19 protein-coding genes, 2 tRNA genes and 4 pseudogenes are annotated in these 24309 nt (G+C 69.5%); 14 read left to right on the forward strand and 11 right to left on the reverse strand.

The annotated features are described in order from the left end of the window. Positions 1-5 precede the first annotated feature (5 nt). From OG395_RS31000 to OG395_RS31010, 3 genes and pseudogenes are all read left to right on the forward strand, one after another. Positions 6-1217, forward strand: a complete 1212-nt coding sequence (locus OG395_RS31000) for a PucR family transcriptional regulator (protein ID WP_327245870.1) — start codon at positions 6-8, stop codon at positions 1215-1217. Positions 1218-1380: 163 nt separating this feature from the next. Then, positions 1381-1548: pseudogene (locus OG395_RS31005) on the forward strand (tyrosine-type recombinase/integrase); the annotation flags it as partial. A gap of 443 nt (positions 1549-1991) precedes the next feature. Beyond that, positions 1992-2672 (forward strand): annotated as a pseudogene (locus tag OG395_RS31010) (DUF234 domain-containing protein); the annotation flags it as partial. Between the two features lie 428 nt (positions 2673-3100). Here OG395_RS31010 and OG395_RS31015 read toward each other — a convergent pair. Together OG395_RS31015 and OG395_RS31020 are read right to left on the reverse strand one after the other, a co-directional pair. Continuing rightward, a tRNA-Phe gene (locus OG395_RS31015) sits at positions 3101-3168 on the reverse strand. A gap of 88 nt (positions 3169-3256) precedes the next feature. Next, a complete protein-coding gene (locus tag OG395_RS31020; protein ID WP_327245871.1) occupies positions 3257-3481 on the reverse strand; it encodes a cold-shock protein in 225 nt (74 codons plus the stop codon). 224 nt (positions 3482-3705) lie between these two features. On the opposite strand from OG395_RS31020, the gene OG395_RS31025 reads away from it, so the two are divergent. The 3 genes and pseudogenes from OG395_RS31025 to OG395_RS31035 all read left to right on the forward strand — a co-directional run bounded on the left by OG395_RS31025 (position 3706) and on the right by OG395_RS31035 (position 6539). After that, entirely contained in the window at positions 3706-3927 is a 222-nt protein-coding gene (locus OG395_RS31025; protein ID WP_327245872.1) for a hypothetical protein, read from the forward strand. Between the two features lie 987 nt (positions 3928-4914). After that, positions 4915-5918: pseudogene (locus OG395_RS31030) on the forward strand (tyrosine-type recombinase/integrase); the annotation flags it as partial. Positions 5919-6026: 108 nt separating this feature from the next. Then, entirely contained in the window at positions 6027-6539 is a 513-nt protein-coding gene (locus OG395_RS31035) for a protein-tyrosine phosphatase family protein (protein ID WP_327245873.1), read from the forward strand. A gap of 165 nt (positions 6540-6704) precedes the next feature. Here the strand turns inward: OG395_RS31035 and OG395_RS31040 are convergent. After that, positions 6705-6780: transfer RNA gene (locus OG395_RS31040), tRNA-Arg, on the reverse strand. Positions 6781-7329: 549 nt separating this feature from the next. Here OG395_RS31040 and OG395_RS31045 point away from each other — a divergent pair. The 3 genes and pseudogenes from OG395_RS31045 to OG395_RS31060 all read left to right on the forward strand — a co-directional run. Further along, positions 7330-7503: pseudogene (locus OG395_RS31045) on the forward strand (IS5/IS1182 family transposase); the annotation flags it as partial. 205 nt (positions 7504-7708) lie between these two features. Further along, positions 7709-7933 carry a hypothetical protein gene (locus tag OG395_RS31055; protein WP_327249768.1) on the forward strand — a complete coding sequence of 75 codons (225 nt, stop codon included), beginning with the start codon at positions 7709-7711 and terminating at the stop codon, positions 7931-7933. 39 nt (positions 7934-7972) lie between these two features. After that, positions 7973-9757: a class I adenylate-forming enzyme family protein gene (locus tag OG395_RS31060; RefSeq protein WP_327245874.1), complete on the forward strand. Its 1785-nt coding sequence runs from the start codon at positions 7973-7975 to the stop codon at positions 9755-9757. Here OG395_RS31060 and OG395_RS31065 read toward each other — a convergent pair whose 3' ends face one another. Further along, positions 9758-11035, reverse strand: a complete 1278-nt coding sequence (locus tag OG395_RS31065) for a M6 family metalloprotease domain-containing protein (RefSeq protein WP_327245875.1) — start codon at positions 11033-11035, stop codon at positions 9758-9760. 294 nt (positions 11036-11329) lie between these two features. On the opposite strand from OG395_RS31065, the gene OG395_RS31070 reads away from it, so the two are divergent. Together OG395_RS31070 and OG395_RS31075 are read left to right on the forward strand one after the other, a co-directional pair. Next, positions 11330-11992 (forward strand): TetR/AcrR family transcriptional regulator, encoded by a 663-nt coding sequence (locus OG395_RS31070; protein WP_327245876.1) that lies wholly within the window; start codon positions 11330-11332, stop codon positions 11990-11992. 186 nt (positions 11993-12178) lie between these two features. Continuing rightward, positions 12179-13711 carry an MFS transporter gene (locus tag OG395_RS31075; protein WP_327245877.1) on the forward strand — a complete coding sequence of 511 codons (1533 nt, stop codon included), beginning with the start codon at positions 12179-12181 and terminating at the stop codon, positions 13709-13711. A 95-nt stretch (positions 13712-13806) separates the two neighbouring features. Here OG395_RS31075 and OG395_RS31080 read toward each other — a convergent pair whose 3' ends face one another. Next, complete coding sequence (locus OG395_RS31080; RefSeq protein ID WP_327245878.1) at positions 13807-14319, reverse strand: MarR family winged helix-turn-helix transcriptional regulator; 513 nt, start codon at positions 14317-14319, stop codon at positions 13807-13809. 130 nt (positions 14320-14449) lie between these two features. Between OG395_RS31080 and OG395_RS31085 the strand changes: the two genes are divergently transcribed. After that, the gene (locus tag OG395_RS31085; protein WP_327245879.1) at positions 14450-15232 is read left to right on the forward strand and encodes a dioxygenase family protein; all 783 of its coding nucleotides are present in this window, start codon (positions 14450-14452) and stop codon (positions 15230-15232) included. 4 nt (positions 15233-15236) lie between these two features. On the opposite strand, the gene OG395_RS31090 is transcribed toward OG395_RS31085, so the two are convergent. Both OG395_RS31090 and OG395_RS31095 read right to left on the reverse strand, forming a co-directional pair. Then, a complete protein-coding gene (locus OG395_RS31090) occupies positions 15237-16307 on the reverse strand; it encodes a questin oxidase family protein (RefSeq protein ID WP_327245880.1) in 1071 nt (356 codons plus the stop codon). Positions 16308-16379: 72 nt separating this feature from the next. Beyond that, positions 16380-16919 carry a GNAT family N-acetyltransferase gene (locus OG395_RS31095; RefSeq protein ID WP_327245881.1) on the reverse strand — a complete coding sequence of 180 codons (540 nt, stop codon included), beginning with the start codon at positions 16917-16919 and terminating at the stop codon, positions 16380-16382. Positions 16920-17067: 148 nt separating this feature from the next. On the opposite strand from OG395_RS31095, the gene OG395_RS31100 reads away from it, so the two are divergent. Further along, positions 17068-18066, forward strand: a complete 999-nt coding sequence (locus tag OG395_RS31100) for a sigma-70 family RNA polymerase sigma factor (RefSeq protein WP_266984679.1) — start codon at positions 17068-17070, stop codon at positions 18064-18066. A gap of 88 nt (positions 18067-18154) precedes the next feature. Here the strand turns inward: OG395_RS31100 and OG395_RS31105 are convergent, their stop codons facing one another. Next, the gene (locus OG395_RS31105; RefSeq protein ID WP_327245882.1) at positions 18155-19165 is read right to left on the reverse strand and encodes a helix-turn-helix transcriptional regulator; all 1011 of its coding nucleotides are present in this window, start codon (positions 19163-19165) and stop codon (positions 18155-18157) included. A 61-nt stretch (positions 19166-19226) separates the two neighbouring features. On the opposite strand from OG395_RS31105, the gene OG395_RS31110 reads away from it, so the two are divergent. Beyond that, entirely contained in the window at positions 19227-20780 is a 1554-nt protein-coding gene (locus tag OG395_RS31110) for an MFS transporter (RefSeq protein WP_327245883.1), read from the forward strand. 109 nt (positions 20781-20889) lie between these two features. Here the strand turns inward: OG395_RS31110 and OG395_RS31115 are convergent, their stop codons facing one another. From OG395_RS31115 to OG395_RS31125, 3 genes are all read right to left on the reverse strand, one after another. Further along, on the reverse strand, positions 20890-21660 hold the full coding sequence (locus OG395_RS31115; protein WP_327245884.1) for a DUF6227 family protein: 771 nt from the start codon (positions 21658-21660) through the stop codon (positions 20890-20892). 178 nt (positions 21661-21838) lie between these two features. Further along, on the reverse strand, positions 21839-22918 hold the full coding sequence (locus OG395_RS31120; RefSeq protein ID WP_327245885.1) for a P1 family peptidase: 1080 nt from the start codon (positions 22916-22918) through the stop codon (positions 21839-21841). A 10-nt stretch (positions 22919-22928) separates the two neighbouring features. Next, the gene (locus OG395_RS31125; protein ID WP_327245886.1) at positions 22929-24116 is read right to left on the reverse strand and encodes a low temperature requirement protein A; all 1188 of its coding nucleotides are present in this window, start codon (positions 24114-24116) and stop codon (positions 22929-22931) included. Positions 24117-24309 lie beyond the last annotated feature (193 nt).

The following is a 24309-nucleotide window of genomic DNA, read 5'->3' on the forward strand; positions in this document are numbered from 1 at the left end:
GCACGATGGAGCACATGCACACCCCGACTCCGCACCCGGCCGCCCTGCCCTCGCCGGACCCACATGTCGTCGCTCTGGCCCGCGAGTGCCTGGAGGAGATCGACAGCCTGGTCGACGAGTGGGCCGAGTACGTGGGGCCGGTCCGCGCCTCCTACTCGGACCTGGTCTCCCGGCACGAGTTCCGCGACAGCGCCTGGCAGGCGTTCGAGCTCTTGCTGCGCACCGTCGCGCAGTTGCCGGTGCCGGAACACATCGCCGGCGTCTCCGAGCGGGTCGGCGAACAGCGTGCCCGGCAGGGCGTTCCGCTGGATGCGCTGCTGCAGGCCGCCCGCGTGGACTTCCGGGTCGTCTGGGCCGCCCTGGTGCGGCGTGCGGGCGAGGAGGGCAGGGCGCAGCTGGTCACCTCCGCCTACTACGTGTGGGAGGCGGTCGAGCGCCACGTCACCGGCATCATGACCGCCTATCAGCGCACCGTCCTGGAGATGGGGCGGCGGACGGAGGACGAGCGGCGTCTATGGTTCAGCCGGCTCCTGGACACCGACGGCCGCAACCCCACCGTGGTGCAGGACGCGGCGCGGGCTCTCGGATTCCAGGTGCCCGGGCAGTTCCTGTGCGCGGTAGCGCCCGGAGGCGGCGAGGCGTCGCTACGGGGAGTCGCGAACGCCCTCCGCAACCTCGACGCCCCTCTGCAACAGCAGGCGGTCGCCTCGGACATGGTCCTGGTGGTCCAGCTGGGCCCACGCCTCACCCGGGAAGCGGTGCTGACACAGCTGCACGGGACGCCGTGCGGCGTTTCCCGCGTGGTGACCGGACTCACCGAGGTGCCCCGCGCGGTGACGCTCGCGACCGCCACGGCCCGCGTGCTGCCGCCCGACGCCACAGAACCGCACCGGCTGGAGGACAACTGGCTCGACGTCCTGGTCCACCGCGCCGGCGACCTCGGCCGGGACCTGGCGTCCGACGTGCTCGGCGGCCTGTACACGGGAGTTCCCGCGGTTCCTGCGGCGGAGGCGGAACGCCTGCTGGAAACCGTCCAGGTCCATCTGTCGGGCAGCGGATCGGTGGCCGACACGGCCGCCGCCCTGTACTGCCACCGCAACACGATCCAACAACGCCTCAACCGCTTCGCCGAACTCACCGGCCGCGACCCCAGACGCCCCGAGGACGCGGCCCTGGTCATCCTGGCCCTCAGCGCGCATCGCCTGCAACAGATGTGACGCCCGGTGCCGGCGCGCAACGCGACGAAGCCGACACCGCCAGGGGAAAGGTCGGTGCCACGCTCGCCGGCGCAGTTCGTCGATCCAGTCGCAGACTCCGAACTTGCAGCGGCGCCCCGTCCTGCATCGGCTCCGGGGGCGATGCGTTCGACCAGCCGGAACAGTGGCAAGAAGTGCCACGAGGCAACGGCGAGATGCTCCACCCCGCCAACGCGCCACACGGCGGTTCGTCGAGTTGTGCGAGGAGATCGGTCTTCCGCCGGTCCGGCTCCACGACTTGCGCTACGGTGCCGCAACGCCGGCCCACGCGGCCGGGGCCGACCTGGAGGACATCCAGGAGATGCTCGGCCACTCCTCGATCACCATCACGGCCGACACGTACACGAGCCTGCTCCCCGAAGCGGACCTGGCGATCGCCGAGGCCGCAGCCCGGCTCGACCCGCGCGCCCGCGCCACCTCCGAGAACACCGCCCCCGAAGCGGAGGCCGAGCCCGAAGCGGAGCATCCCGGCCCGGAGTCCGTGCCGGATGATGCTGATCCGGCGGGAGAAATTTCGGAGATCAACTCTCCGTCCGCTCACGCACCGCTCACGCATCCGGCGGCCGTGGGCGTCCAGCGGCGGACCATGCTGTGGCGCCGAAGGCTGTTTCTCTCCCGTGGGTGTAGCGAGGGAAGCGGCACCCTTCCCAGCCCGCCTGTCACTGACGCGCATGTTTCTAACTGGTTAGTACCTGCGGCGGCATCCCAACTCGCCGGGCGGGCCGCGGACAGCAGATCTCGGCCTTGCTGGTGTCGGCGGAGCGCTCGCTCGCTGCGGAGTTCCGCCAACAGGTGCAAGCCCGCACCGTCCTCTCGGCGATCGGCGATCGGCGATCGGCGATCGGCAGCGGTGAGCGGACGTTCTCAAACATTGCCCGCGCCGCCGGGGGTATCGGGGCGACCCCGCTACAGCGGTCGCTGGGAATCCTTGCGGACAAGCGGGTGATCGCGGCGGAGCTTCCCGTGTCCATGCGGCCGTCGAAGGACCGTCGCTATCGGGTCGCGGATCCCTACCTCCGCTTCTGGCTGAAGTTCCTGGGGCCGGCGATGGAGGAGATCGAGCGAGGACGGGGTGATCTGACGCTGCGGCGCATCTGCGAAAACTGGACCAGCTGGCGTGGCAGGGCCGTTGAACCTCTGGTGCGCAAGGCGCTGGCACGGCTGCTGCCCGACGCGAACCTCCCCGCCGCTCCCGCCATCGGCGGTTACTGGACCCGTACCAACGATGTGGAGATCGACGTCGTGGCAGCGGACCGCGCGCCGATCGCCAAGGAGCTGTTGTTCGTCGGCTCGGTGAAGTGCCTGGAGAACGTCCCGTTCGACCGGCACGACTTCGCGGCGCTGCACCGGCACCGCGCCGCGCTCACACCTGCTCCCGTGCCTGTGATCGCTGTCTCGCGCAGCAGGACCGACTGAGCGGGGCTCGATGCCGCGTACGGCCCGGCGGAACTCCTCGCGGCACGGTTCTCCTGAGCACGCCGGGATACATGTCGGGCCGGAGGCCTACGTACTGCCGGCCGAACTCGGGTCGGCCGCGTCTCTGGCCCCGATACGCGGCCCTGCCTTGCGAAGGACCGCCTGGACGCAACTGAGGAGCAGGGGCGCACCAGGATGTCGGTCGACTGCGCGGGTCAGCCAGCCGTCGAGCGGCGCACGATGCGCGGCACACTGGCCGGACCCGGGCGGAGCCGCCCTCGACCAGGGTCACCGTGACCTCGACACCGTGCCGACACCCTCGACGAGGACGTCCTTCCGCTCACGCAAACGGCCCCGGACGAGAAGTCCGAGGCCGAGTAAAGCCCCTCCCTGGGGGAGAAACCCCAGGTCAGAGTGGTAACGCTTTGTGCACCCGGCAGGATTCGAACCTGCGACACCCGCTTTAGGGGTTCGATCACCGTGCGGTGCAGGGTGCGGAAACGGCGTTGAACGGCCCGTTGTTGGTCCGGCCGTGGCCGCTTCGGTGTGGCAGCGTTCGCCGACGTTGATGTCAGGTATGGATGTCAGGCGGGCTGGGGCACGATGCTTACCGCACGGTAGTCGTAGCCGTCCTGCTTGAAGCCGGGGGCTTCCCATGTGAGGTCCACCTGCTGCCCGGGCGACAGTGTGCGGAAGCCGGTCGCCTGGATGTCGGAGTAGTGGCCGAAGCAGCCACCGGGCGTCTCGGGGGAGTCGAGCACTCCCCACCCTTCCTCGTCGTTCCACTCGCGGACAGTCGCAGTCACCATGAGGGGAATCCTACGGGTCTGTCTGCGCCGGCACGTGCCTGGCTCTCAGCTTGGGAATCACTGATCGCTTGAGTGTGATCGATGCGCTGACCTGGGGTAACAGTGCCATCTAGGGTGAGCTGAGCGGTGTCTGCGTAGCTCGTGGTGACCGCTGTTGACCGGTTGTTCTGGTGCCAGTCTGGCGCGCTACGGCTTGTCCTCGACGGGCCTGGAAGGGGGCGGTTGTGGACGTCGTGGAACTGATGGATTGGTTGGCCGAGCGAGGATGCTCAGTGGTCTTCAAGGCTGATGGTGAGCGCGGACAGGGGCACCGTTGGATGGTGATCGTCTCCGGCGGCGCTCTGGGGACGGAGGGGTTCTTCAGGGCTGATCTGGCGTCCGCCGAGGCGTGCCTTGAAGCCACACTTGAGCACTTGGCGGACCGGCAGATTTCACCCTTCACCTGAGCTTGGGAATCACCGCGCCTAGGGCCCCATCGGTGAGCTGACCAGCGGGGACGGATGCCAAGGGGAACCCTGGAGTTTGCCTTAGCGCCCGTGGTTGAGCGTGGTTCCCCGCCTAGTCGGGCACGGATCGGACACGCGGAGGGCACGGTGGCTCTGGCGGGCATCGTCTGTTGCCCCAAGCATCGTGATGGCGCTGCGCACTTTAAAGATCACCGGTCGATCAGGGTGACGATGGTAGCCAGCACGAAAGCGCACCCCCAGAAGATCAGAAAGAAGGGGGCGACCTTAGCGATGATCTTGTCGGTCGCCCGGAGACCATGTCTGTCCGGCCCTTGTACGACGGGAGCTGGTGGAGCCTGCTTGCCGCGTCGCCGAAGGTGGATTCCTACGGCGATCGCTCCTGCCCCAAGGAGCAAAGTTACGGAGTATGTGTAGGCCGCTGTAGCTCCTGTCAGCTCACACTGCCCGTTTCGCCAGATCTCGCCGTTTCCGCACTTGGTCATGCGTTCACCTCCCGAGCAGCCGATTGTGCGCGCGGCCGGCGCAGTCTCAGTGGTTCAAATCAACTGCCGATAGGGGCGGTTGCTGTGCCGTCTCGACTCGTCAACGCACACGCTGAGGCCGTCGGGAGTTGTCAGCATTGGCCATCCCGGCGCCTTCTCCTAGGCACTCTCCGTAATGATCTCAGTGGTCACGGCGGGGCACAATGCCGGAACCTGGCAGTGTGTAAACCGTTTTGGAGACTGGAAGCATCCCTTGACACGGGCTACCGCTTTAGGAGCGAGGTTGGGCGCTGTACGGCGTGACCTGCGCGTTCCCTACTTGCGCGGAGTCGGGTAGCACGCACCTCTGCATCCCCCGATTCCCCGTGAGTCCCCCTCCGTTCTGGCACGGATGTGGCACGACCTCTCTTTGCCCTGAAGCAACTCAGCTGGCCGCGCGTGTGGTCCGGCGGTGAGCCGAGGGCGTATCGATCAGAAGGGAGGTGACACCAAGCGGCAGGAGTTGGTCCTGCGCGACCGGCAGGGCATCCCGACACCCACCCGTTCCGCCAAGCTGTCCGAGTGGCTGCCCTACTGGCTGGAGCACTACGTTCAGCCACGTCGGAAGCTCAGCACGTACGACAAGTACGAGGCGCACGTTCGCCTCTATTTGATCCCCATGCTCGGCACCAAGCGGCTGGAGACGCTGAGCGTCGCCGACGTGCGCCGGTTCATCACTCGGGTGCAGGCCGCCCAGACGCCGGCTACTGCGAAGGAATCCCACCGGGTGCTGCGTACCGCGCTCACGGCGGCAGTCCGCGAGAAACTGATCACGCGGAACGCCGCATCCCTGGTTGAGCCGCCGTGGGTGAAGCAGCGGGAGATCAGCCCGTGGTCCCTGAAGGAGACCCTGTCCTTCCTGGAGGCTGCGCGCCGCGATCCGCTGTATGCAGCGTTCGAGCTGGCTATTTGCATGGGGCTCCGGCGCGGTGAGTTGGTGGGCCTGCGCTGGTCGGACGTGGACCTGGATAACCGGGTGCTGCACGTTCGTCACCAGACCCAGCGCCGCAGGGCACGCTCTACGACGACGAGCCCAAGAGCCGGCGGCGCCGGGTCGTCCCGATGCCCGCGCTGTGCGTCGCGCCGTTGCGCTGGCACCGCCTGCGGCAGCGGGAGACGTTCGCGGCGACGGGCGTCGCCTGGTCCGACGGCGGATACATCTTCGCGACCAGGAACGGCCGGCCGGTGGAGCCCCGGAACGTCTGCCGGCCCTTCACTCGGGTTGCGGCTGATGCCGGTCTGCGGGTGGTCCGGCTGCACGACGCGCGGCACGGCTGCGCCACGCTGCTGACGGCGGCCGGCGTCGCGCCGAGGGTCATCATGGAGATCCTCGGGCACAGCCAGATCAGCATCACGATGGACGTCTATACCCACGTCGTGCACGACACGCAGCGGGAGGCGATCAGCCATATGGACCGCCTTCTCAAGCGCCGTCTGCCAGCCACCTGAGCTTGGTCTATAGCCTCTGCCCGTGGTCAGCTCCTTGGCTGACCACGGGCTCAATGAGGGAACACGAGCGCCTGACCGTGTCGTTGGTTCTCTGGGAGAGGAGTGCCGGTGAAGACACGTCAGAAGGACCGCGATGCCCCCGAACCACAAGCACCGTGGAATGAAGTCAGGCCACGGCTATGGATTGGCGGACACTTCTGGGCCGACCCCGACGGTGCTGTGCAGACCGCCTTCGTTGACGCTCAATTCGACCTGGTCATCAGCCTATTCACTCGAACAGGCCACGGACCGACCCCTGGAGTCGAGCATCTGATCAGCGAGATCCCCGACAACCCGCTCACGGCCGAGCAGCTCCACTCGGTCCAACGGCTGGCCGTGACCGCCGCAGAGGCCGTACGGAACGACCGCACCGTTCTCGTGCGCTGCCACTCCGGCTACAACCGCTCCGCCCTCGTCGTCGCACAGACCCTGATCGAGCTTGGCCAGGACGCCAACACCGCCATCGACCTTATCCGACAGCGACGATCACCCTGGGCCCTGAACAACCAGACCTTCGAGCAGTACCTCACCACCGGACTCGACATCGCCTACCTCCTGGCTGGACTCGAAACCCCCACCTGACCAGCAGCACTGCCTGTCGTTACTCGCGGTCGGCATGGGTCTCGTCGCGCTGGGGCACGTCATGAAGCCCACGTGATAACTCGACGTGTCGGCGCTGAGACGCGACTGCCGTCAACTGGTGCCGTCAAAAGGCCCCGGACCATGATCGGTCCGGGGCCTTTTGGCTGGTGCCCCCGGCAGGATTCGAACCTGCGACACCCGCTTTAGGAGAGCGGTGCTCTATCCCCTGAGCTACGAAGGCGGGGATCTGTTGGAAACTGCCTCAAACTCGATCGAACAGATGAGCGAGTCATGCAGATTCCCACAGGGTTGCGGTGGCGCAGCTGAAGAGGGCTGAGCCGCCGCGGACAGTGTAGCGGGTGGGGTGCGGTCTGCACTTGGGGTTGCCGGGTGCCTGCTCCCGGCGAGGGTGAGCTGGTGGATCAGGATCAGATCAGGCGGCCGCGGCCTGGTTGATCCTGGCGCGGCTGAGGGAGATGTTGAGCCAGGCGTAGCCGATGTCGATGAGCAGAGCCGCCTTCGCTCCGTACGCGGCAACTCTCTTGTGGGGGTAGCTCTGGTCGAATCGCGATGCGTGGATTCACTGTCCTGGCGGAAGCCTTTCGGACGTCGGCCTGCGGGGGTGTCGGCCGGGACCTGCCGGAGGTGCTCGGTGCGGTTGAACCGCCTCTGCCGCGTGCTGGGGTCGACCCGGCGACCGTCAACGGTCTCGTCGACGCGGATGCGGATCGTGTGTTCCTCCACCGGGTTCTGCGACGTCGTGTGCGCAACAGGAGTATTCGTAGCGCCGCCCCTCCTGCGCGGGCAGGAGGAGGACAACGCCGAACACCGAACGGCAAGGGTCCGAGTCGAGCGCGCCTTCGCCCGCAGGAAGAACCGGAAGATCCTCCGCGACTGCCGCCAGAAGGGAGACGGCCTCCACCGCGCCGTTGCCGCCATGCACAACCTCGCCGTCGCCGGGTGAATCCACAGGGCAACGGCCGCCAAGCCATGTCCGCAGCCCCCCTTCTGCACCCCTCAGCTCCAATGCCGGTGATTCATGCGTCTGCGCTTCGTTGTACGCCGCCGTGAACTGTCCGAAGCCGAGTGGGAACTCGTGCAGCCGTTGCTGCCCCGGCCTGGGCTGGGCCGCCACGGCTGGATGACCTGACGGTCCTGAACGGGATCGTGTGGAAGTTCCGGACCGGGGTGAGCGCACCGTCCAGATACGCGGTGCCGAGGGAATCGAGGCGGGCACGGTCACCGCGCGTACCGCCATCACCGAGCGGGCGGTGGTCGACGAGATGAAGCTGTTGCCCGGGACCGGCAAGGTGTGGAGGGGGCGTGCAGCGGGGCAGGTGGAGGGGGAGCGCGGGGCGGGGCGGTGTCTTGACGGGGGGTGGGGGCGGGCATAGCGTCGCGGAGTCCTGAGCAGGCGCTTGGAAAGGTCGTTCGTGCCGCACACCGATCCGACCCCCGCCGCCGCTTCCGCAGCTTCCCCGTCCTCCGCCGACTCGCCCTCCGCTGCCGCAGCGTCCGCCGCGCGGATCGACGCCGCGCTCACCGGACCCGGCGCGCCGTTCGCTGTCGTGCGGGCTCAGGACGGCGTGCAGGCGGGCTCGCTCGTCTACGCGAGCGGGCCCAGGACCCTCCGCGAGTTCGCCGAGACCACCTGGGCCTTCGGGGACCGGCCGTTCCTGATCGGTGCCGAGCGCAGCTACCCGTACGGGGAGTTCTTCGCCGCCGCATCCGCACTGGCATGCCGGATGACCGAGGAGTACGGGCTTCGCCCCGGCGACCGGGCCGTTGTCGCGATGCGCAATCACCCCGAGTGGCAGATCGCCTTCTGGGCCGCGCAGCTGGCCGGTCTGGTCGCCGTACCGCTCAACGCCTGGTGGACGGAGGGCGAGTTCGCATACGCGCTCGACGACTGCGAGCCGCGGGTGCTGCTGGTGGACGGTGAGCGGCTGCCGCGGGTCGCCGCCTGGGCGGAGAAGGCCGGGGCGCGCGTCGTCGTCTTCCACCACCGGGACGGTGTGGTGCCGGTGGGGGCCGAGCGGTACGAGGACCTGCCCGCGCCCGACCCGCTCGCCGCACCGCCCGAGGTCGAGATCCGGCCAGAGGACGACGCGACGATCATGTACACCTCGGGCACCACCGGGCGGCCCAAGGGCGCTGTCGCCACCCAGCTCGCCCAGGTGGGGGCCGCACTCAACCCGCGGTTCCATGCGGCCGCTTCCGCGCTGGGCCGCGGGGTCATTCCGGGACAGGGGCCCGCCCCGGTCACGTTGATGACCTTCCCGTTCTTCCATGTCGCCGCGTTCACCAGTTTCTACGCGGCGATGGCGGCGGGCGGCTCGCTCGTGGTCATGCGGAAGTGGGACGCCGAGGAGGCGCTCCGGCTGATCCGGGAGCACGGCGTCACGCACTACGCCGGCGTCCCGGTCACCGCCCTTCAGCTGATCGCCGCCGCCGAGCGGGCGGACGACCGGCTGGAGAGCCTCCAGATGCTGAACACCGGTGGCGCCGCCGCCCCGCCCGACCTGGTCGCACGGCTCACCGCCCGCTACGGCGAGCGGATCGAGCCGCGCAACGGCTACGGCCTGACCGAGACAAGCGGCGGCGTCCTGGCCAACTTCGGCGCCGACTACCGGCTCCACCCGGGCAGTGTCGGCCGGCCGACACCCGTCACCGAGGTGCGGATCACCGGTCCCGCGGGCGAGGCGCTGCCCGAGGGCGAGATCGGCGAGCTGTGGCTGCGCGGCCAGTCGCTGGTCCGTGGCTACTGGCGCGACGAGGCGGCGACTGCCGAGGCGTTCACGGACGGCTGGTTCCGGACCGGTGATCTCGCGCTGGTGCGCGACGGGCGGGTCGGCATCGTCGACCGGATCAAGGACATGGTGATCCGCGGCGGCGAGAACGTGTACTGCGTGGAGGTCGAGGCCGCGCTCCACGAACACCCGGACGTCGAGGACGCGGCGGTGCTGGGAGTGGCGCATCCGGTCCTGGGCGAAGAGGTCGCCGCGGTCGTCCGACTGCGGCCTGGTGCCACCGTCACGGCAGACGAGCTGCGGGCGCACGTCGGGCGGAGCCTGGCCGCCTTCAAGGTTCCGGCCCATGTCCTCGTGCGGGACGAGCAACTGCCCCGGAACCCGACCGGGAAGATCCTCAAACGTGAGCTGCGCGGGGTGGTCGACGAGGAGGTCAGCGCCCTCAGGCGCAGCGAGGAGGGGGCGTGATCAGGAGCGGGTGACGCGGACCCGGTAGTTCCCCTTGGAGTCCTTGTCGACGACGGATATGCGTATTCCGTTGGTCCGGTCGGTGAAGGTCTGGCCGGGCTGGAACGGGGCGTCGGAGAGTTCGGCATGCACATTGGGCAGCCGCGTGCAGCCGCCGCTGTCCTTGGTGCTGTCCGCGACGGATATCGGACCCTGCCCCGTGTCGACGTCGGAGCTGACCTTGTAGATCAGCACGCCGGGCCGGCAGATCGCCTGGTCATTGCCCGCCTGGGTCCGTACCTCCATCGCGTAGCCGGATTCTTCGGTCAGGGGCACGAAGGCCAGCTTCCGGCCGCCCCGGGTGGCAAGGGGCGTGAGGACGTGGTCGGTGGTGCCCGGCTTGGACGCGCAGCTGACCTGGTTCTTGTCGAGCCAGCCGAGTTTCCACTTGTGCCAGCCGAGGAAGTCGTTGTTGGCCCCCCAGTCCTCGGACATGATGTCCCAGTGCCCGACCGAACCGCCGCCCTCCGTGGTGTAGAGGTCGGGCAGGCCGAAGATATGGCCGTTCTCGTGCGGCAGGACGCGGTAGCCGGTCTGTGCGTACGAGCCCGAGCCGTCGTCCTGGCGGCTGTAGATGAAGGACGTGTTGGAGAGCGGGGTGCCGTCCGCGAGCGGCGCGTCGTCGTTGCCTGAGAAGGTCACGGACAGGACGGTGTCCAGGGCGGAGGGCCCGGCGTTCGGTGTGACCAGGATGTTGACCAGGTCGTACGCGCCGAAGTCCACCTTCCGGTCGGCGACGGCCACGATGTCCTGGACCAGGTGCCGGTAGCCCGGCTCGTACGGTGAGCCGCGCCCTATCCCGTACGCCGAGAACGGCAGAGGCATCCGAAGCCAGCTCTTCACAGGGGCGTCGGGCCGGTAGATGAGCCGGCCGTACGAACTGGTCCGGAACCAGTTGGTGGTCTGCGGGAAGAATTCGGCGAGCCGTTTCATCGCCGACCCCGCTCCCGGCGCGTCCGGGAAGTCGATCATCAGGTTCAGTGCGTGGATCTGGCCCGTGGAATGGGCGTACCCCGTCGGTGTCGGCATCCCCTCCGACATCTGCACGCCCATCGTCGCGGATATCCGGCACGGTCCGACCCCTGCCGCCTCGGTGCTGGCCACCGGCCCCGCGCTGGAGTGGCTGAACGGTGGGAGCGTGCTGCTGGCCGAGGCCAGTGCCCCGATGACCAGGGCGCTTGCCCCCGCCAGTGCGACCGGGTGGCGCTGGTTGCGTATCCGGCGGCGGGGCTGCTGCATAGAGGCGCCTTCGGGGTCCGCGGCAGTCGGCCGACCCTGACTGCGCTCTCTGAATCACCCTCGGGCGGGCGGTGCGACGCCGCCCGTTGGGTGCGCCGATCGGTGTAATTCCCCGCCCGCGTGATGTGACGCAGGTCACATTGGGGTGGGAAATAAGCGGGGATGGATTCCCCGTTTGAACTTGGTGTCCCCCGCTAAACGGGGAGGCGGTCCCCGGTTGCGCGAAGTTGTGCGCGCAGGGGCCTTCGCAGGAACGACCAGGAAGACCCGGAAGAGGAAGAGAGGGACTGTCTCGTGAAAACCGCTGCCCGCACCGCCGCCGGAACCGTGCCGCGCCGTACGCCCCGCCCGCGGGCCGACGCGCTGCGCAACCGGGAGCGGATCGTCGCGGCCGCGCGCGAGATGTTCGTCGAGTTCGGTCCGGATGTGCCGCTCGACGAGGTGGCCCGCCGAGCAGGCGTCGGCAACGCCACGCTCTACCGGAACTTCCCCGACCGGGCAGCGCTGACCCATGAGGTCGTCCTCTCGGTCACCTCCCGCACCACTGATCGTGCGGAGGAGGCGGTGGCCGAGGAGGTCGACCCCTTCGCCGCGCTCTGCCGCTTCGTGCACGCGGCGGCCGACGAACGCATCGGCGCGCTCTGCCCGATGCTGTCCGGCGGCTTCGACAAGGACCATCCCGAACTGCTCGCCGAGCGTCGCCGCCTCGAAGAGGCCGTCGAAGGGCTCGTGGCGCGCGCCATGTCCGCGGGGCGCCTGCGCACCGACATCGCCGTCGGTGACGTACTGGTCGGCCTCTCCCAGCTCACCCGGCCGCTGCCCGGCATCGCCTGCCTGGACATCGACCGCTTCACCCACCGTCATCTCCAGCTGTTCCTGGACGGCCTGGAGGCTCCGGCCCGGTCCGAACTGCCCGGGACGGCGGCGACCTTGGAGGATCTGCGGCATCGCTCATGACGCCCGTGCCCGGCGCCTGAGACAGGCTCCGGGCCGTCTGTCCGCCAGGCCCTCACCACCCGACTTACTTCACGTCCACTCCCATCACCCTCATCTCTCCCACTTTCACCGTTGACCGGGTGCACGTCTTCACGGTCACGGATCACGACTCCTCGCGTCCATGCGCGTCCTTAGGCGGCTACTCCCATGTCAAAAACAGCTGATATCCGACTTCCCGACCCCAGTCGCTGGAAAGCGCTGGCCTTCATCGCGCTCGCACAGCTGATGGTCGTGCTCGATGCCACGATCGTGAACATCGCGCTGCCGCACGCCCAGACGGCACTCGGCATCACCGACGCCAACAAGCAGTGGGTCATCACGGCCTACGCCCTCGCCTTCGGCGGACTGCTGCTCTTCGGCGGCCGGATCGCCGACCTCTGGGGCCGTAAGCGCACCTTTGTCGTCGGTCTGATCGGCTTCGCGCTGGCCTCCGCACTCGGTGGCGCGGCGCAGAACCAGGGCATGCTGTTCGGCTCGCGTGCGCTCCAAGGTGTCTTCGGCGCCCTGCTCGCCCCGGCCGCGCTCTCGCTGCTCGCCGTGATGTTCACCGACGCCAAGGAGCGCGCCAAGGCGTTCGGTATCTACGGGGCGATCGCCGGTGGCGGTGGCGCCGTCGGCCTGATCCTCGGCGGCTTCCTCACCCAGACGCTGAACTGGCGCTGGACGTTCTTCGTCAACATCCCGTTCGCCGTCGTCGCCGCCGCGGGTGCGTACTTCGTGATCCGTGAGCCGGCCGGCAGCCGTAACCGCTCCTCGCTCGACATTCCGGGCGTGGTCCTCTCCGCGCTGGGTCTGGTCTCGCTGGTGTACGGATTCACCCGTGCCGAGTCCTCCGGCTGGTCGGACCCGCTGACCATCGGCATGTTCGTCGCCTCCGGTGTGCTGCTCCTGTCGTTCGTCCTGACCGAGGCCAAGGTCGCGTCGCCGCTGCTGCCGCTCCGCGTGGTGATGGACCGTAACCGCGGTGGCGTCTACCTCTCGCTGGGTCTGGCCATCATCGCGATGTTCGGGCTGTTCCTCTTCCTGACGTACTACCTGCAGGTCGTGAGGGGCTACTCGCCGATCAGGACGGGCTTCGCCTTCCTCCCGATGATCGCGGGCATGATCACCGGTTCGACGCAGATCGGCGCACGGCTGATGACGCGGGTCCCGGCCCGCAAGCTGATGGGCCCGGGCTTCCTGACCGCCGCCGTGGGCATGCTGCTGCTGACGCAGCTGGAGATCGACTCCTCGTACGCGGCGCTCATCCTCCCGGCGCAGGTCCTGCTGGGTCTGGGCATGGGTACGGCGTTCATGCCGGCCATGTCGCTGGCCACGCACGGGGTCGAGCCGCGGGACTCGGGTGTCGCGTCCGCGATGGTCAACACCTCGCAGCAGGTCGGCGGCGCGATCGGTACCGCGCTGCTGAACACCGTCGCCGCCTCGGCCGCGACGGCGTACGCCACCTCGCACGCCGCCCTCGGCGCGACCGACCCGCAGCTGCTGAAGCTGCAGTCGATGGTGCACGGCTTCACCGGCGCCATCTGGTGGGCGGTCGGCATCCTGGTGGTGGCCTCCGCGATCGCGGTGACGTTCATCAACGCCGGGCGTCCGTCGACCGCCCCGGCCGGCTCCGGTTCGGGCTCCGGTGACGCCGATGGCGTCGAGGACGAGTTCAGGGTGCCGGTCGTCGCGCACTGACGCGGGACGCGCGAGGTGAAGTGATGTGAATACGGGTCTGCCCCGGCTCCGCTCGGCGGAACCGGGGCAGACCCGTATCGGTGTGCGAGGGCGGCTCAGCGGAGCCAGGGCAGGTCGGCGTCCGTACCCTCCGGCTCCAGGCCGGTGGCGATGACCTGCATGATCTCGCCGAACGAGCGCACCTGCTCCGGTGTGAGCCGGTCGAACATCGCCTGGCGTACGGCGCGGACATGACCCGGCGCGGATCGGCGGAGCATCTCGTACCCCTCGTCGGTGAGGACCGCGTTCTGGCCGCGCTTGTCGGACGGGCAGTCCTCGCGGCGCACCCAGCCGTTCCGCTCCAGCCGGGCGACGGCGTGCGAGAGGCGGGAGCGGGTGATCTTGGCGTCCTTGGCCAGCTCGGTCATCCGCATCTGGCGGCGGGGCGCCTGGGAGAGCTGGACGAGCAGTCCGTAATAGATGTGCGGCATGCCGGCATCGCGTTGCAGCTGGCGGTCGAGGTGGTCCTCCAGGAGCGTGGTTGCGTGAAGGTAGGCGCGCCAAACGCTCTGCTCTTCGTCGGAGAGCCAGCGGGTCCCGCCGGTGGATGCCGTGGTCATGTACTCCACTGTACGACCTTTTCTTGAAAGTTGAACTAGATAGAGCTAAGGTCTCTTGGGATGGGAACTTGAAGCTTCAATGAGCTGGATCCCGTCGCCGCAGAAGACTTGGTTTGAGTAGTAGTGGATGGGGAGTGTCATGACTGTCACCGCGGAGCGCATGCCCGCCCTCTATCTCTCCCACGGTGCGCCGCCGCTGGCCGACGACCCGGTCTGGCCCGGTCAGCTGGCCGCCTGGTCCGCCGAGCTGCCGCGCCCCACCGCGATCCTCATGGTCTCCGCCCACTGGGAGGAGGCTCCGCTTGCCCTCGGCGCGACCGAGACCGTCCCGCTCGTCTACGACTTCTGGGGCTTCCCGGAGCACTACTATCGCGTGCAGTACGCGGCCCCGGGTGCCCCGCAGCTGGCGGAGAGCGTACGCAAGCTGCTGCGCGGCGCCGGTACGCCGGTCCAGGACATCCCGGACCGCGGGCTCGACCACGGGGCGTACGTTCCGCTGGTGGAGATGTTCCCGGGCGCCGACATCCCCGTGCTCCAGATCTCCATGCCGACGCTGGACCCGCAGAAGCTGATGGACATCGGCCGCAAGCTCGCGCCCCTGCGCGACGAGGGCGTCCTGATCGTCGGCAGCGGCTTCTTCACCCACAACCTCGCAGCCCTGCGGCACGCGGGCGGCGGCAACCCCGGCTGGTCGGTGGAGTTCGACGACTGGGGGCACCGGGCGCTGCAGGCGCAGGACATCGACGCGCTGCTGGACTTCGAGCACAAGTCCCCGGCCGGGCGGCTGGCCCACCCCCGCACCGAGCACTTCGCGCCGCTCTTCGTGACGCTGGGTGCCTCGGAGGGCGAGCTGGATCAAGGGCGCAGCATCATCGACGGGTTCTGGATGGGGCTCGCGAAGCGGTCGGTGCAGTTCGGCTGAGTGGTCAGAGGGTCGGGGGGTTCAGTTCGATCGAGCGGAGCGCGGCGGCCAGGGCCGTCGTGTCACCGACGTCCAGTGCGGTGTCGGTGAACTTGATGGTGTGGTCGTCACCGTGCGCCGCCGCCCGCGCGAAAATCTCGTCGGCGGAGGATGCCGACGGCGATGCGGTGCACGGGACGGGGTCGGCCGGGCTGTACGCGGCGGTGACCGCGGCGCTCGCGGCCCAGGCGGCGGCCAGGCTCTGCGGCCACAGTTCACGGGGGAGGGCGGGCAGGGTACGCAGCACGGCGTTGGGTGCGGTCGCGGCGTGCACCAGCATGATCGGTTCGCCATGGCCGTGGGTCGCGTAGCGGTGGGTCGCGGCCCTGACCAGTTCCGCCAGCCGCGTGCGTGCCACCTCCGGGTCGTCCGCGAACTGCTGCGGCCACAGCGGGAACGCGGTGAGCTGCGCCAGCCGGTCGCGGATGCCGCCGCTCTGGTCGGCCACCGGCGGTACGGCGTCCAGCGCGGCCGCGGCACTCGGCGCGGGCACGAGCGAGGCCGGTGGGTTCAGCGCGGGCAGCGGCTGGTGGCGGGCGGCCCAGTAGCCGAGGCCGTGCGCGAGCTCGGTGACCCGGGGCGCGTTCGCTCCACCGGCGAGCAGGGTGCGCACGGCGTGGCCGACCCGGATCACGGGGTGGGTGGCGCCTGCGGCGATGCCCGGCAGCAGCCGCGGCCACCATTCGGCGAGGACGTCCTGCCAGGGGTGCCCGGCCGTCTCCTGCGCGAAGTACACCGTCCAGTCGGCGATCCTCCGCGGGTCGCCCAGGGCCTCGTGCCAGTTCTCCGCTGTGATCCGGGTCGCGGGGGCCGGCATGTCCTCCAGCTTGTGGCTGTAGTGGTCGAGCCAACGGTGGACGGCCGGCGCCTGGCCGTGCCGTACGAGCGCCTCGACGGCCATCGGGCCGTGGTTGCTCAGCCAGCCATTGCGCTCGGGACCCGCGGCATGGAGCCGGTCCAGCGCCTCGTCGAGCGTGCCGGTGGGGTCGACCGGCGCCGTGTCCGGTGCGCTTGTGGAGTCTGTCGTGTCGGTCATGCCGGAACACGCTAGGCGCGGGGCCCGCCGCTGGTAACGGGCTGCGGACCTACGTCGCGACCCCACCGGGTCCTAGGCCTCCGGTCCCAGCCGCTTCTCGTACCAGGCCACGTCCCAGTACGTGTCGAACTTCCGGCCCACCTCGGTGTACGTACCGACATGGTGGAAGCCGAACCGCTTGTGCAGTGCGACCGAGGCGTCGTTGGGCTGGGTGATGCCCGCGTACGCGCGGTTCAGGTCCTCGGCGGCGAGCGCCTCGAAGAGTGCCGTGTAGAGGAGTGTGCCGATCCCGCGCGCGGTGGCCCACGGTGCGCAGTACACACTCACCTCGACCGACGTGGCATATGCCGCCTTGGGGCGGAAGGCGCTGCTGGTGGCGTAGCCCAGGAGTGATGCGGGACGGGCAATGCGGACATCCTGAGCAACCAGAAGGCGGTGCGGGCCGTCTTCGGGGTGGGAGCGCAGCCACGGCAGCCGCTGTTCGGGTGTGAAGGGAGCGGTGTCGAATGTGAGCGCGGTCTCACGTACGTAATGGTTGTAGATGTCCGTGAGAGCCGCCAGATCGCCCTCGACGCCGGGTCTGACCTGCACTTCTGTACGGAATCCCGGCATGTGCACCCCCCTCGCAACCGGACAGGGTACTGCATGATCGCGAAAATGAGTGGGCACCGTGGGAATTCTGTCCGGATTCCAGTCGTTGTTTCCATCGGATGCAGGGCACCCGAGAGGGTGTCGCGACCTACTCAGCAAGGGAGCACGCATGGCAACCCGTGCCGTCGCCCGTCGTTCGTCCGCCAGTGGCGGGACCAACCGGGCAAGCAGTGTTCGCGCCGTGGGCGGAGAGATCGCCGATCGCGACCTGGTCGGCATGTACCTGGACGAGATCGCGCGCACGCCGCTGCTCGATGCCGCCAAGGAAGTCGAACTGTCGCAGACCGTCGAGGCGGGCGTATATGCGCGGCAGATCCTCGACGGTGCGGTGGAGAGCGAAGCCGGTGGAGCGACGCGTGAGGAGCTGGAGGCGCTGGTCGCCGAGGGCGAGCGCGCCAAGGACATCTTCATCCGATCCAACCTCCGACTCGTGGTTGCTGTCGCCCGCCGCTACCCACGGGCAGGTCTCCCCCTGCTGGACCTGATTCAGGAGGGAAACGCAGGCCTGGTGCGCGCGGTCGAGAAGTTCGACTACGCCAAGGGCTTCAAGTTCTCCACGTATGCGACGTGGTGGATCCGTCAGGCCATCACCCGCTCCATAGCCGACCAGTCCCGTACGATCCGGCTCCCCGTCCACCTGGTGGAGGAGCTCGGCCGGATCCGCCGTGTGCAGCGCGAGTTCAATCGTGAGCACGGGCGTGACCCGGAGCACGAGGAGATCGCCGCAGAGCTGGACTCCACGCCCACGCGCGTCGGTGACGTCCTCGACTGGGCCCGCGACCCGGTCAGCCTCAACATGTCTGTGGACGACGAGGGCGAGACCCAGTTCGGCGATCTGCTGGAGGACACCTCCGCCGTGTCGCCCGAGCAGTCCGTCATGACGCTGCTGCGCAGCGAGGAGCTGGAGGACCTGATCGGCAAGCTCGACCACCGCACCGCGTCGATCATCCGCATGCGGTACGGCATCGAGGACGGCCGTGAGCGGACCCTCACCGAGGTGGGCAAGCAACATGGGCTGACCCGGGAGCGGATCCGTCAGATCGAGAAGCACGCGCTGCTCGAACTGAAGCGAATGGCTCACGACACGGGTTTTGACGCTGCGGCGTGACCCCGCGTCCAGTAGCCTCCGATATGGGTCGCTTCGTACGGACCCCCTGAGCTGAGTCCCGGCGCCCACCCCCCCCTGGCGCCGGGGCTCATTCTTTTGCGCCGGGCTGCGCAGGCCGCTTTGCCGGTGGTGACTCCGGAGGCACGGCCGCGCGAGTCAGGCGGGCACCCAGCTCACTCAGGTGCGCCACCAGCTCCGGCGGCGCGTGAGCGGTGAACTCGCAGTCGACCAGCGCCAGCCGGAGCGCCACCCACTCCAGCGAGTCCGCCATGACCACATGCAGCCGGCAGCTGCGTTCGCCGGTCGGCTCCAGTGGGCCGAACGCCGAGGGCAGCCGGGAGGTGACGAACTCCGCCGGGGCCGCGAAGCTCACCTCGACAGCCAGCTCCGGCTGGCGGCGCTGGATGGAGCCGGCGAGGAATTCCGCGGCGTCGCCCGTGGGCAGCTCGCGCGGGGTGAAGCGGGCCCCCGTGGCGAACGGCTCGCTCACCCGGTCGACGCGGAACGTACGCCACGCCTCGCGCCCCAGGTCGTACGCCACGAGGTACCACCGCCACCCCGTGCTCACCAGCCGGTACGGCTCGACCAGCCGCTTCGTCTCGGCGCCGTCCCCCGCCCGGTAGGTGAACCGCAGCCGCTCCTGCCCGGTGACCGCCGCCGCCATCACCGTCAGTGTCTGCGGGTCGATGGTCGCACCGTCGCCGCGGGCCAGCGGCACCGTCGCGTTCTGCAGGACCGAGACCCGGTGCCGCAGCCGTGACGGAAGCACCTGCTCCAGCTTCGCCAGCGCCCGCACGGACGCCTCGTCGACCCCCTCGATGGCATGCCCGGCGCCCGCCCGCAGTCCCACGGCGATGGCCACCGCCTCCTCGTCGTCGAGGAGCAGCGGCGGCATGGCGGCGCCCGCGACCAGGCGGTAGCCGCCCACCGAGCCGCGCGACGCCTCGACGGGGTAGCCGAGGTCGCGGAGCCGGTCGATGTCGCGGCGGATGGTGCGCGGGCTGACCCGGAGCCGCTCGGCGAGCTCGCTGCCCGGCCACTCGCGCGGCGTCTGCAGGAGCGACAGCAGATTCAGCAGTCGTGCCGGGGTATCGGTCATGGATCCAGGATGCCCGCCCATTGGGTCATGACCTGACCTAATGGGCCTCTAGCTTCATCGCATGAATTCTTCCGAATCCCCTCTGCCGTCCACGGCGGCCGCTCCCGCGGTGTCCTCGGACCCGTCGGACCGGCGCCGGTGGTTCGCGCTCGCCATCGTGATGACCGCGGCCTTCATGGACCTGGTGGACGTCACGATCGTCAACATCGCCATCCCGAGCATCAAGCAGGACACCGGTGCCACGTTCAGCTCGATCCAGTGGATCACCGCCGGATACGCCCTGGCCTTCGCGGCCGGTCTGATCACCGGCGGCCGGCTCGGCGACATCTACGGCCGCAAGCGGCTCTTCCTCATCGGCATCGGCGGCTTCACGCTGGCCTCGGCGCTCTGCGGCTTCGCCGCGAACCCGGAGATGCTGGTCGCTTCCCGCATCCTGCAGGGCGGCACCGCCGCGCTGATGGTCCCGCAGGTGCTGTCGATCGTGCACGCCACCTTCCCGGCGCACGAGCGCGGCAAGGTCTTCGGCCTCTTCGGAGCGGTCGTCGGCCTCGGCGCGGTCATGGGACCGCTGCTGGGCGCACTGCTCACCGAGTGGAACATCGCCGGTCTGGAGTGGCGGCCGATCTTCCTGATCAACCTGCCGGTCGGCATCGCGGGACTGGTCCTGGGCCGGAAGTTCATCACGGAGTCCAAGGCTCCGAAGGCCCTCCGGCTCGACCTGGTCGGTGTCGCGCTGGTGACACTGGGGCTGCTGATGCTGCTCTACCCGCTGACCCGTGGGCGCGAGCTGGGCTGGCCGCTGTGGGGGTACGCGTTGATGGCCGGTAGCGCGCTGGTCTTCCTGGCCCTGGTGCTGTTCGAGCGGGAGAAGGCGCGCAAGGACGGCTCGCCGCTCGTCGAGCTCTCGCTGTTCCGGGTCAAGAGCTTCGCGGCGGGTATCGCCGTCCAGCTGACCTTCGGCATCGGGCTCGGCATCTTCTTCCTGGTCTGGACGCTGTACATGCAGATCGGCCTCGGCTGGAGCGAGCTGCGGGCCGGCACGACCGGCATCCCGTTCTCGATCGCCGTCTCGTTCGCCGCCGGGATCTCCGTACAGAAGCTGGTGCCCCGGTTCGGCCGCAAGGTGCTGCAGGCGGGCGCGCTCCTGATGGTCGTCGGCCTGCTGCTCTACATCTGGGAGTCCGACCGGTACGGCATGTCCATCGCGCCCTGGCAGATGGCTCTGCCGCTGGTGGTCATGGGGATCGGGATGGGGCTGATCGTGGCCCCGCTGACGGACGCGGTGCTGTCCGAGGTGCCGAAGGAGCACTCGGGGTCGGCGTCCGGGCTGATCAACACCGTCCAGCAGATGGGCAATGCGCTGGGGCTCGGCCTGGTCTCGGTCGTCTTCTTCGGATCGATCAGCGACCGGCTGGCGCCGGAGGCAGTGGGGCCGGCGTTCGTCGAGGCGTTCCAGCACTCGCTCTGGTGGGTGGCCGGAGTTCTCGCGGTGATCTTCCTGGTGATGTTCGCGCTGCCCGCCCGGCCGCGCCGGCACGTGGAGGGCGGCGAGGACGTCCAGGACGCCGACAGTGCGCCGGGCGAGGTGGCCAAGGAGCCCGTGCTGACGTCCTGAAGATGCCTGCCCGCACGCGAAGGTGCCCGCACCCCCCTCGGGGGCGCGGGCACCTTCGCGTGCCGCTCGGCGGCCTCCCTCGGTGAACGGGCGGCGGGCGGCGCAGCGGTCAGCAGATGCGCGTACGGCTCTCCATCGCCTCGCGTGCCGTCTTCTCGTCCCCGTACACCTCGCACATGTGGCGACCGTCCGGCGTAGCCGTGTGCTCGACCTCCCAGAGGCTCGTCTCACTGCCGTCGAGGAGCAGGAACGCGTGCTCGTACAGCGTGAATCCGGCGTCCCGCCCGTCGACCCGGCACTGCCTGCCGAAGATCTGGGTGATGTGGTGGGCGAAGGCGGCCCGCAGGAGGCGCGCGGTCTCCTCGCCCGGACCGTCACTGTTCTCCGCGCGGCGCAGGACCCGGCGGGCGTGGTCCGCGGAGTTGTCCGGCGCGTACATCCGGGGCAGCGGGGCCGGTGGAGCGGCCATCAGGACCGTCAGTGTCTCCAGGTCGGCCTGCGGGCCGTCCTCGCCGAACACGGGTACGTCGGAGAAACTGCCGGACAGCCGGGCGGCGGCGACATGGACGTCCGCCTCGTCGTCGTACAACTCGTGGTGCTGGGGGGCGGGCTGCCTCCGCGACCGGGGATCCGCCGCGTTCCTGGCGGTGCTGTGGACCAGCTCCCACAAGGTGAGCGCGGAGCCGTCGGCCAGCAGGTAAGTGTGCCGGTAGGTCTCGCGATGCAGCACGGAACTGTGGTGCGAGGAGTGCAGGGAACTGCTGTGGGCCAGCGCGGTCCCGAGTTGCTCGACCGTGCAGTCGGGCAGGTCGAAAGAGTTGAGTGCCCGTCGTAGGAGTCGGTCGAGATGCTGCTCGGTTGTCTCGTACGGATCGCTCAAGGTGCTGTCTCCAGGCCGTTGCCGCGTGTTACTTGATGCGTGCTTAACGTAGTCCCTGGGTCCGACATCGTGACCGGGGTTCCTGAAAACGTATGACGCGTGCGGAAGGTTCCTGGCGATTCGTCCGAACTTCCTTCTGTGGATGGTGAGTCGGTGGGCGCCGACCGCGGCGGGTGGGTCAGCGGGGGCCGTAGAGATCGCTGTACGAGGGGTGGACGCCCGCGCCGGGGCGGAGGTCGACGCCCTCCGCCGCCCGTACGGCCTTCACGACGGCGCGGGCCAGGGTGTCCGCGCCCGCTGCCAGGAGCTCGTTCAGAGCGATCGGGTTCTCCTGCGACAGCGGACGCTCGCCCGTGGCCAGCGCGAAGACCGTGTCCCCGTCGGTCAGCAGATGTACGGGCCGCACGGCGCGCGCCAGCCCGTCGTGCGCCGTGCCCGCGAGCTTCTGTGCCTGCGCCCGGGTGAGATCCGCGTCGGTGGCGACGACGGCGAGCGTGGTGTTGAGCGTGGGGAGCGCGTTCACCTCCCGCGCTTCGGCCAGGCGGCGGACGGCGGCTTCGTGGACCCCCGCCGCGGGGTGCACGGGCGGCTCCGCGGCGCCGTACTCCCCGTACAGCACCCCGGTCACCGGATCCACCACGGAGCCCGCCGCATTCACCACGACCAGCACGCCGACCGTGATTCCGGACGGCAGCCGCACGCTCGCCGTGCCCACGCCGCCCTTGAGCTGACCGGCGACCGCGCCCGTACCCGCACCGACCCCGCCCTCGGCGACCGGGGCCCCCGGCTCCGTACCGGCTGCGGCCTCCACGGCGGCGCGGCCGGTCGAGGCGTCCGGGCGGGCCCGCCAGTCGCCGCCCCGCCCCAGGTCGAAGATGCACGCGGCCGGGACCACCGGCACCACCTGCGACGGATCGGGGCCGACCCGTACACCCCGCCGCTGCTCCTCCAGCCAGGCCATCACACCGGACGCCGAGTCCAGACCGTAGGCGCTGCCACCGGTCAGGACGACGGCGTCGATCCGCTGCACCAGATTGCGCGGGTCGAGTGCGTCCGTCTCCCGGGTGCCGGGGCCACCGCCGCGTACGTCGACAGCCGCGACGGCGCCGCCCTCGGGGGCGAGGACGACAGTGGTGCCGCTCAGCGCGCCGTCGCCCGGCACCTGCGCATGACCGACGCGCAGCCCGGCGACATCGGTCAGCGCGTCCATCGTCCCTGCCGCCGGTGAAAGCGGGAACTGTGCATCCTGTCCGGTCATCCCGTGCTCCTCACGTCCGGTTCGGCGAAACCACGGCGCCCGGTGCGCCGGGTGCCGGGCGTCGCGACAGCGACACCCCGACGGCCACTGTCGCGGCCGCCACCAGACCGGCCGCGAAGACCGCCCACTCCCCGGCGAACGTACAGCCAAGGATGGCCACCGCGGCCAGGGGGAGGGGCAGTTGCTCCGCGAGGTCGCGCTTGAAGTGGCGGGCGTGGATCAGCCACACCGTCAGCAGATAGACCGCGGCGGGCACCGTCACGGCGGCCGAGGCGGCCGTCGTCGACACATGCGCCTTGCCGATGGCCTCCTCCACCGCGACCTCGATGCCCGAGCCGATCGCGGCGGCGGAGCCGAAGATCACGTAGTGGCCGTATCCCCAGAGGAACGCCTGCCTGCTGCCGCGGAGATAGCTGTGGATCGGCACGGCGAAGTAGATCCACCAGGCGGCGAAGACCAGCAGCAGCCCGCCCGCGGCGACCGGCAGCAGTTCGTCGAGTGCTTCGTGCTCGTCGACCGCATCCTGGACGGCGACCGTCGCGGCGGCGATCGTCTCCCCGAGCACGATGATGGTGAACAGCCCGTACCGCTCGCCGATGTGGTGCGGATGCCAGCTCGTCCCGAGGTCGCGCTCGGCGATCGTCGGGACCGCCAGCTCGCACAGGGCGAGCACGACGAAGACTGCGGTACGGGCGCCGTTCGCACCGGCGGGCACGAACAGCATGCCGATCCAGCCCAGTTGGAGCAGGACGATGCCGGTGGCGTACCGCTGTGCGACCGTGCGCTCCGCACCGTCGGCGTAGTGGGCCACCCGCAGCCACTGGCTGGTCAGTGCGAGCCGCATCACCACATATCCGATGACGCCGAGCGTCCAGTCCCCGTTGTCGAAGGCGCGTGGCACCCCGGCGGCGAAGATGAGCACGCCGGTGATCTGGACGAACGTGACCACGCGGTACAACGCGTCGTCGGTGTCGTACGCGGAGGCGAACCAGGAGAAGTTGACCCAGGCCCACCAGATCGCGAAGAACACCGCCAGGTAGTGGGCGACCCCGGTGCCGGGGTGCCCCTCGACGACGGCGTGCACGAGACGGCCGCCCGCCTGGGCGACGGCGACGACGAAACACAGGTCGAAGAAGAGCTCCAGCGGGGTCGACGCGCGGTGTTCCTCGGTGCGGCTGCGAGCGGTCATCCGGGGCATGCGCCTCAGCACAGCAGACCACCCCGAGGGCGGGCGCCGGGACGCGCAGCCCGATCGGGGAAAGCCTCCCGGAGATTCCTGCGAACGCATTCATCCAGTGGACGGTGGTCCACAGTCCCGAACGAAACCGCAGGTGTGAGGGGAGTGAAGCCCGGAGCCGGGCGGTGCCTGCCGGATCGAGGGTCAGTGGCGC

Origin of the sequence: Streptomyces sp. NBC_01320 (genome assembly GCF_035974375.1) — a bacterium.
Classification (GTDB): Bacteria; Actinomycetota; Actinomycetes; order Streptomycetales; family Streptomycetaceae; genus Streptomyces; species Streptomyces yanii.